The 7,885-nt window shown below is 72.7% G+C and carries 8 protein-coding genes and 1 pseudogene; 4 read left to right on the forward strand and 5 right to left on the reverse strand.

Annotated elements, in window-relative coordinates; translation table 11 throughout:
- Positions 1-53 precede the first annotated feature (53 nt).
- Both FNH04_RS36800 and FNH04_RS36805 read right to left on the reverse strand, forming a co-directional pair.
- Entirely contained in the window at positions 54-1,001 is a 948-nt protein-coding gene (locus tag FNH04_RS36800) for a hypothetical protein (RefSeq protein ID WP_152790185.1), read from the reverse strand.
- Between the two features lie 115 nt (positions 1,002-1,116).
- A pseudogene (locus tag FNH04_RS36805) lies at positions 1,117-1,377 on the reverse strand (Lrp/AsnC ligand binding domain-containing protein); the annotation flags it as partial.
- Positions 1,378-1,406: 29 nt separating this feature from the next.
- Between FNH04_RS36805 and FNH04_RS36810 the strand changes: the two are divergent.
- Together FNH04_RS36810 and FNH04_RS36815 are read left to right on the forward strand one after the other, a co-directional pair.
- Positions 1,407-1,736 (forward strand): ketopantoate reductase family protein, encoded by a 330-nt coding sequence (locus tag FNH04_RS36810; protein ID WP_386575375.1) that lies wholly within the window; start codon positions 1,407-1,409, stop codon positions 1,734-1,736.
- Positions 1,733-2,917 (forward strand): pyridoxal phosphate-dependent aminotransferase, encoded by a 1,185-nt coding sequence (locus tag FNH04_RS36815; protein WP_152790188.1) that lies wholly within the window; start codon positions 1,733-1,735, stop codon positions 2,915-2,917. The genes FNH04_RS36810 and FNH04_RS36815 overlap by 4 nt, the downstream gene beginning before the upstream one ends.
- A 39-nt stretch (positions 2,918-2,956) precedes the next feature.
- On the opposite strand, the gene FNH04_RS36820 is transcribed toward FNH04_RS36815, so the two are convergent.
- Positions 2,957-3,553, reverse strand: coding sequence for a TetR/AcrR family transcriptional regulator (locus tag FNH04_RS36820; RefSeq protein ID WP_152790189.1), 597 nt, complete (start codon positions 3,551-3,553; stop codon positions 2,957-2,959).
- 136 nt (positions 3,554-3,689) lie between these two features.
- Here FNH04_RS36820 and FNH04_RS36825 point away from each other — a divergent pair, with 136 nt between their 5' ends.
- Positions 3,690-4,589 carry an NAD(P)-dependent oxidoreductase gene (locus tag FNH04_RS36825; RefSeq protein ID WP_322724900.1) on the forward strand — a complete coding sequence of 300 codons (900 nt, stop codon included), beginning with the start codon at positions 3,690-3,692 and terminating at the stop codon, positions 4,587-4,589.
- A gap of 17 nt (positions 4,590-4,606) precedes the next feature.
- Here FNH04_RS36825 and FNH04_RS36830 read toward each other — a convergent pair whose 3' ends face one another.
- The gene (locus tag FNH04_RS36830; protein WP_152790191.1) at positions 4,607-5,851 is read right to left on the reverse strand and encodes a glycosyltransferase; all 1,245 of its coding nucleotides are present in this window, start codon (positions 5,849-5,851) and stop codon (positions 4,607-4,609) included.
- Between the two features lie 230 nt (positions 5,852-6,081).
- Between FNH04_RS36830 and FNH04_RS36835 the strand changes: the two genes are divergently transcribed.
- Positions 6,082-6,987: a DUF72 domain-containing protein gene (locus FNH04_RS36835; RefSeq protein WP_152790192.1), complete on the forward strand. Its 906-nt coding sequence runs from the start codon at positions 6,082-6,084 to the stop codon at positions 6,985-6,987.
- Positions 6,988-7,261: 274 nt separating this feature from the next.
- Here FNH04_RS36835 and FNH04_RS36840 read toward each other — a convergent pair whose 3' ends face one another.
- Positions 7,262-7,747, reverse strand: a complete 486-nt coding sequence (locus FNH04_RS36840) for an MSMEG_6728 family protein (protein WP_152790193.1) — start codon at positions 7,745-7,747, stop codon at positions 7,262-7,264.
- Positions 7,748-7,885 lie beyond the last annotated feature (138 nt).

The following is a 7,885-nucleotide window of genomic DNA, read 5'->3' on the forward strand; positions in this document are numbered from 1 at the left end:
CCCGCCGCCCGCTCCGTACGCGGCCCGACGCCGGTTCGCCGGGCGTCGGACGGTCAGCTCCCCGCGCGCTGCTGCCAGGTGGTGAAGGAGAGCAGCGGGTCGCCGCTCTCCAGAGCCCAGGGGTACATCGTGACCAGGCCGCCGATCGCCCGGAACACCTCGCCGGCCTGCGCGCCCCGCTTCGCCTGGACCAGCGCGTACGCCAGCAGGTTGAGATCGGCCACGGCCGCGGCGTGGGTCAGGTGGCCGGGACGGGGCCAGTCGGCCAGAGCGCGCCCCAGTGCCGCCTCGGCGTCCGGGCGGGACCACAGATGGATCGCGGTGAGGGCCTCGACCCCGCCCTGGTCGACCGTGCCGTGGTAGCGGTCGATCAGGGCCGCGATCTCCAGCCCCGCCGTCGGCGCGGTGGGCGCCGTCCCCGCGCGCACCCGGTCCAGGAACTCGACCGTCTGCGCGTGCGAGCCGCACTCCCACGGGGACAGATAGCCGAGCATCTGGAAATGGGCCTCGCGGTGCCACGGGTCGCGATGGACGATCTCGTCCCAGAGCGGGAAGACCTCCGTCTCCGGTCGCCGCCACAGCCGCAGCAGACCGAGACGCACCACCCAGGGGTTGGGGTCCTCGGGCCGCTGGCCGGTGGCCCGCCCACAGGCGGCGATCGCCTCGTGGGTCTCGTTCACGTCCGGCTGGTCCTCGTACCGCGTACGCAGCATGACGCCCCAGGCGAACAGCAGCTGGGCGTCCGGGTCCTGGGGCTGCTCCCCTGCCCAGGAGCGCTGAAGGGCCGGAGAGGTCGACTCCGCGAGGACGCTCATCCGGTGAGCCCTGCGGTCCCAGTCCCTCCCGGTGTCGCGCAGCAGCTGCTCGATCATGGCCACGGAGAGGCTGCGACCGCCCGAAGTCCCCCTCTCCACAAGACGCTTGCGCACCTTGCCGAGGTCGGTGTCGTCGAGTTCCGGAGCGAGTCTGGTCGTGGTCCGCCGGCGACCGAGGAGAGCCATGCCCGGAGAGTAGCGGACTTTCCCCTGACAGTAATGGGTTGAGCTGCATGGATGTTGATCCGATATACGCACCGCCCCCGGCACGAACATGGCCGGTGCCCCGGGCGCCGATCGGTTACGCGGGCAGCGGGCGGTCGTCGACCACCTGCTTCATGACCATGGTCGAGGTCAGGCGCTGGACGCCCGGCAGGGTGGCCAGCCGCTGGTCGTAGAGCTGCTGGAAGGCGGCCAGGCCGCTGGTGACGACGCGCAGGAGGTAGTCGGGCTCACCGAAGAGGCGCTGGGCCTGCACCACGTGCGGGATCGCGGCCACGGCCTGCTCGAAGGCGGTGATGGTGTCCCGCTCCTCCCAGCGCAGGGTGGCGAACACCAGGGCACAACATCACCGCGAATCCCCTGACCGCCCTGACCGGCCGCCGTGCCGACGTCATGCGCGATCCGGACGTCGAGCGGGTCGCCCGGCGCATCATGCGCGAAGCCGTCGAGGTCGGCCGGGCCGCCGGCGCCGCGCTGACCGACGCGCACGTCGACCGTGCCGTGCACTGGCTCCAGCACGTCCCCGAGGGCAGCACCACCTCGATGCGGGAGGACCGGCTCGCCGGCCGGCCCCTTGAGTACGACGCCCTCACCGGAGCCGTGGTGCGCGCCGCCGAGCATCATGGCATCGACGTTCCGGCCAACCGGTTCGTCCTGGCACTCCTGTCCGCCATCGAGCAAGAAGGTAGGGCCGCATGAGCGGCATACGCATCTCGCGACGCGCCCAGGCCGTCGCCCCGTTCTACGCCATGGAGTTCGGCAAGCACGCGGCGGCGCTGGAGGCCCAGGGCCACCACGTCGTCAAACTCAGCATCGGCGAACCCGACTTCGGAGCGCCCCCGACCGTCCTGAGCGCGATGCGCGAGGCCATGGACGGTCGGCCGCTGCCCTACACCGCCGCCCTGGGACTGCCCGCCCTGAGGCAGGCGATCGCGGGCTTCTACCTCGACCGGCACGGCGTCGAGGTCGATCCCTCCCGGGTCGTCGTCACCGCGGGAGCCTCGGCCGCCCTGGTGCTGGCCACCGCCGTCCTCGTCGACCAGGGTGACGAGGTGCTCATCGGGGACCCGTCGTATCCCTGCAACCGGCAGATCGCCGAGAGCTTCGGCGCCCGCGTCACCCTCGTCCCCACCACCGCCGGGACCCGCTTCCAGCTGGACGCGGCATCCGTACGGTCGTACTGGACGGAGAGGACCCGCGGGATCATGGTCGCCACCCCGTCGAACCCGACGGGCACGTCGGTACCGGCCGAAGAGCTGGCGGCGATCTGCGAACTGGCCCGCGAGCGCGACGCGTGGCGCGTCGTCGACGAGATCTACCTGAACCTCAGCGACCACGACGACCGGGGCGGGCCACCGCGCAGCGCCCTGTCGTCCGACCCCGGCGCCGTCGTCATCAACAGCTTCTCGAAGTACTTCGGCATGACCGGCTGGCGACTGGGCTGGTGTGTCGTTCCCGAGCCCCTCGTACCGGCGGTGGAACGCCTGGCGCAGAACTACTTCCTCTGCGCCTCCGCTCCCGCGCAGTATGCCGCTCTGACATGTTTCACCACCGAGTCCCTGGCCGTCTGCGAGGCCCGCCGCGTCGAGTTCGCCCAGCGGCGCGCGCTCGTCCTCGACGGTCTGGAACGGATCGGACTGCCGGTCCCCGTCCCGCCGGACGGAGCGTTCTACGTGTACTTCGACGTCAGCCGCACCGGGCTCACCTCCTGGGAGTTCTGCGAACGAGCGCTCCAGGAGGCGCATGTCGCCCTCACCCCGGGCCGGGACTTCGGCACGCACACAGCGGAGACCCACGTCCGCCTCTCGTACGCGGCGTCGGCCGACGAGCTCCGCGAAGGGCTCGCCCGGCTCGGGAAGTTCACGGCCGCACTTCAGTAGGACGACCGGTCGGTAGTCCTGACGTCGGTCGTCCTGGCGTCAGTCGTCCTGACGCACCGCCGCGTCGAGGAGGGGGCCGAGTTCCCGGACCGCGGTCGTCAGAGCGCGTACGTCCCGCTCGGCCCGCGCGATGAGGATCGCCCCCTCCAGGGTGCTGATCATGAGCGTGGCGAGCGCTCCGGCCCGTTCGCCGGGCACGCCCATGTCCGTCAGCGCCCGGGCCACCGGTCCGGTCCAGGTGGCGAACGCGGCGGCCGCGGCCTCCCGCGTGGACGCGGTGGACTCCACGCAGTCCACCGTGGCGGCGGCCACGGGGCAGCCGCCCGCGAAGCCGGCGGCCTCGTACTCGTCGGTCCATTGGCGCGCCATCTCGGCGAACAGCCCGCCGGGCGTCGGCTCGGGCAGCGCGGCGACGAAACGGGCGACGCGGTTGCCCGCGTACCGGCCCGCCCAGGCCACCGCCTCGTTCACCAGCTGTTCCTTGCCGCCCGGGAAGTAGTGCTGAAGCGAACCGCGCGGCGCCTCGGCATGCGCGGCGACCTCGCGCATCCCGGTGGAGGCGACCCCGTCGCGCCGTATGAGCTGGGCCGCGCTGAAGACCATCCGCTCGCGTGGGCCCCGTTCGGAGACCACCATGCCGCACCTCCACCACTGTTCCGCGGGTTCTCCGGGCCCACCCTATGACCACGGTCATAGAGCCGACTACTATGACCGCCGTCATAGCCAGCTGCGACGGCTCGGCCTCGGCGCGGGCCAGGAACGGAGGTGCGCGGTGCCTGTGGGCTTCATCGGCCTCGGCGTCATGGGGCAGCCCATGGCGCTCAACCTCGCCCGCGCGGGGACTCCCCTCGTCGTCCACAACCGCACCCCGGCCCGGTGCGAACCCCTCCGCGCCGCCGGGGCCGAGGTCGCCGCGAGCCCGGCCGAGGTCTTCGACCGGGCCGGGACCGTGATCCTCATGCTGGCCGACGAGACCGCGATCGACGCGGTGCTGGGGCGCGGCACCCCGGACTTCGCCGCGCGCGTCGCCGGGCACACCGTCGTCCACATGGGTACGACCTCGCCGGAGTACTCCGGCGACCTCCAGGACGACATCCGGGCCGCGAGCGGCCGATACGTCGAGAGCCCGGTCTCCGGTTCCCGGGTCCCGGCCGAGCAGGGCCGGTTGGTGGCGATGCTGGCGGGTGACGACGACGCCGTGGAGGCCGTACGGCCCCTGCTCGCGCCCATGTGCCGGGAGACGTTCGGCTGCGGAGCCGTCCCGGGCGCCCTGCTGATGAAGTTCTCGGTGAACCTGTTCCTGATCACGATGGTCACCGGCCTGACCGAGGCGTTCCACTTCGCCGGCCGGCACGGGCTCGACCAGCGTCTGCTCCGGGACGTCCTGGACGCGGGCCCGATGGCCAGCGCCGTGTCCCGGGTGAAGGCGCCGAAGCTCCTGGCCCGCGACTTCGCCGTCCAGGCGGCCGCCGCGGACGTCCTCAAGAACAACCGGCTGATCGCGGAGGCCGCCCGCAAGGCCGGCCTGGCCTCCCCGCTCCTCGACGTCTGCCACACGCTCTACGACGAGACCGTGGCGCGGGGCCACGGCCACGAGGACATGGTGGCCGTACTGCGGGCACTGGAGGCCCGGACCGACGGCCGGCACGGCCCTGTCTCCTCACCGTCGTGACGATGCCCCCGCGTGACTCACGCGGGAACCGGGGGCCTTTCCCGGCTGATCGCGTCGAGCAGAAGCTTCGCGGCCACCATCGCCCCGTCGGTGCGGACCGTGCCGGCCACGGCCCTCGCTCGTGCCCGGGTCCCGGGGGCCAGGGCCGTTCTCAGCGCGGCCGACAGGGACTCGAAGGTCGGAGTCGGACCGTCGTGGGCCGCTCCGATGCCCAGGTCGGCCACCCGGCCGGCCCAGTACGGCTGGTCCGCCAGCTGCGGAACCACCACCTGGGGCGCGCCGGCGCGCGTGGCCGTCGTCGTGGTGCCCGCGCCGCCGTGGTGCACGACGGCGGCCACCCGGCCGAACAGTTCCTGATGGTTGACCTCACCGACGAAGAAGCAGTCGTCCTGGTCGTCGATCAGGGCCAGGTCGGCCCAGCCGCGGGCCACGACCGCGCGGCGGCCCTGCGCGCGGACCGCTTCGACGGCCACGTGGGCGGCGTCCTCCGAGTCACGCATGGGCATGCTGCCGAAGCCCACGTACACCGGTGGTTCGCCGGCGTCCAGGAACGTCACCAGCTCGGTCGGCAGCGGGCGTTCGTCGGGCAGGATCCACGCGCCGGTGTGGACGACGTCGAGGTCCGGCGTCTCCTGCCACGGGTCCAGGGTCGGGTCCGTCGCCAGCCACGGCCGGTCGCCGTAGACGTACTCGCGAACGTTGTCCACCGGGGGCAGGCCGATCGACGCCCGGTTGGTGTTGAGCGCCTCGCCGAACAACGCGTTGATGTTCTCGGCGTCCAGGTTCCACAGCACCCGGTTGTCCGTCACGTCCGGCGGGAGGGGGCGTCCCGGGTACGTCAGCGGCCGGCGTTCCGGTGACGGCAGGGTGAGCTGCTGGAAGGTCACGCACACGGAGGGGATGCCCAGCTTCTCGGCCACCGACCGCGCGCCGGCCGCCGCCGGCAGGATGCCGGCCGCCGCCACCACCGCGTCACAGCCCTCGGCCGCCGCGATGGCCACGTCCAACTGGCCGGCGATGATCTCGGCCGCGCGCCGGGGCAAGCCCCCGGATGACGGCGGCGGTCCCGCCTTCGTCAGGGCGCGCGCCGACGGGCCGAAGGGCACCAGCGGCACGCCGACCCCGGCCAGCCGCCGCGCGAAGTCCTCGTCCGGCGGCGCGCACACCCGTACCTCCGCGCCGAGTTCCCGTAACCGCACCGCGAGTCCCGCCAGCGGTTCGACGTCCCCACGTGACCCGTACGTCGACAACAGCACACGCATGTCGCGTCCCCATTTCCCCAGTCCCCGGATTCTTCCGTCGGCCGGAGATTCTGCGTCACGACCGGGGCCTTGCCGCAAGTCCCCCCATGAGCTATAGGTTGAGAGTGGAAAGGAGAGGGCACTCCCCCTTTCCGTGGTCGCGGCCGACTCCGGTGGCCGCGCGGGAACCCGGCCGACTCCGGGTGACGTTCCGTCAGTCTGTCGACGGGCCGGGTGGGTAACCGCCCCGCATGGGCGACATCCTCGTGGGCACGTGCTCGTGGACCGACCGGATGCTGGTCGGCAGCGGTTGGTATCCGGTGGGACGGCGGGACGCCGAGGGGCGGTTACGGCACTACGCCGAGCGGTTTCCGGTCGTGGAGGTCGACGCCTCCTACTACGCGCTGCCCGGCGAGCGGAACAGCCGGCTGTGGGTGGAGCGCACACCGGACGGGTTCGTGTTCGACGTGAAGGCGTTCTCCCTGCTCACCGGGCACCCCACGCGGAGTGCGGTGATGCCGGACGGGTTGCCGACCGACGCCCGGGATCCAGGGGTGCTGAACGAGGTCTGGGCGCGCTTCGCCGCGGGGATCGCGCCGTTGCGGCGGGCCGGGCGGCTGGGGAGCGTGCTGTTCCAGTTCCCGCCCTGGTTCCGGCCCGGGGTGCGGGCCGAGACCTTTCTGGCGGAGGCCGCCCGGCGGACGGAGGGGTGGCCCGTCTCCGTCGAGTTCCGGCATTCCGGGTGGTGGCGGGAGGGGCAGGCCGAGGCCACGTGTGCGCTGCTCGCGCGGTACGGCATGGCCGCCGTAGCCGTCGACATGCCTCAGACGCTCCCGTCCTCGGTACCACCCGTCACACCCGTCACCTCTGCCCGGCTGTCCGTCGTACGGTTCCACGGGCGCAGTCCCGCCTGGCGGACCGGGAGCAAGGAGGAGCGGTACCGGTACACGTACGGCGACGACGAACTCGCCGAGTGGATACCGCGGTTGCGTGCCCTCGCCGAGCGGGTCGACCAACTGCACGTCCTGTTCAACAACTGCTGCGGCGACGCGGCCGTACGAGCCGCCGAGGCGATGACGCGACTGCTCGGACACCCCGCCGACGGACGCCCCGTACCGGCATCGGCGCCCTCACCCGGTCCAGCACGGGAACCCTGACCGCCGTGGCCCCGCCGACGACGTGTGTGACGCGATGTCCGGCCGCGCCGACGAAGACCCTCCCGGCGCCGCACCGCCACCGGGCCGACAGCCGGTCGCCGAAGCGGGCGTGCAGCGCCTTGCCGGGTTTCTCCGGCTCCCGGGCCACCGCCTCAGCGCCGGCCGAAGCCGTCTGCCCCGGACCGGAGCCCGTCCGGGACAGCGAGCCGTCGAGCCCGCGACTGCCAGGGCACGAGTGCGGTGTCGACCGCGCTGACCACCCTGCCCTGCAGAGTCACCCTTCGGCAGACGCGTCCCCCGCCCGGTCCGACGTCGGCCAGACGTACGGCAGGTCGTCCGGTACTCCGGGGAAGAGCGGTGCGTATGCGGTCGGGTCCTTCCGGACCAGGGCCGAGCGGTGGCTGCGGTGGAAGGCGGTGTCGCCCAGCCAGGGTGGCAGTTCCCCGGCGGTCGCCAGTGGCTGCTGGTCACGCACCGGTGTCCGGGGACGGACGGCGGCCAGATCGGCGACCAGCGTCGCCGCGCAGCTGTCCTGATGTCCCTGTTCACGCCATACCTTGCAGACCTCCAGGCCGTACCGGACCAGGGCCTCCTCGTATCCGGCCCACATCCGGACCGCCGGGTGCCTGCGCCATCCGTAACCCGGTACGACGAGGCCGCGAAGGACCTGCAGGGCCTCGACCCGCTGCTTGCCGAGCCGGCGACGGTCCAGGGTCAGCGCCGATTCCCTGAAGTCCGGGTACGGCAGGAACGTCTGCATGCTGTCGCCCCTGTAAGGCGCGAGGCCAGGAGGGAGGTGCCCGCCTCGTGGCGTGCACACCTCCCTCTCCACGTTAGTTCCCCGGGGCCGGGCGCGCCCCGGCGGCGACAGCGCGGAGCCCCGGCTCACCCCGAGCCC

It is taken from the genome of Streptomyces phyllanthi (assembly GCF_009377205.1).
Classification (GTDB): Bacteria; Actinomycetota; Actinomycetes; order Streptomycetales; family Streptomycetaceae; genus Streptomyces; species Streptomyces phyllanthi.

Excerpts from the sequence above, each read along its gene's own strand:
- FNH04_RS36840 (WP_152790193.1), bottom strand. The coding sequence starts at position 7,747 with ATGCAGACGTTCCTGCCGTACCCGGACTTCAGGGAATCGGCGCTGACC.
- FNH04_RS36835 (WP_152790192.1), top strand. The coding sequence starts at position 6,082 with ATGGGCGACATCCTCGTGGGCACGTGCTCGTGGACCGACCGGATGCTG.
- FNH04_RS36815 (WP_152790188.1), top strand. The coding sequence starts at position 1,733 with ATGAGCGGCATACGCATCTCGCGACGCGCCCAGGCCGTCGCCCCGTTC.
- FNH04_RS36820 (WP_152790189.1), bottom strand. The coding sequence starts at position 3,553 with ATGGTGGTCTCCGAACGGGGCCCACGCGAGCGGATGGTCTTCAGCGCG.
- FNH04_RS36830 (WP_152790191.1), bottom strand. The coding sequence starts at position 5,851 with ATGCGTGTGCTGTTGTCGACGTACGGGTCACGTGGGGACGTCGAACCG.
- FNH04_RS36800 (WP_152790185.1), bottom strand. The coding sequence starts at position 1,001 with ATGGCTCTCCTCGGTCGCCGGCGGACCACGACCAGACTCGCTCCGGAA.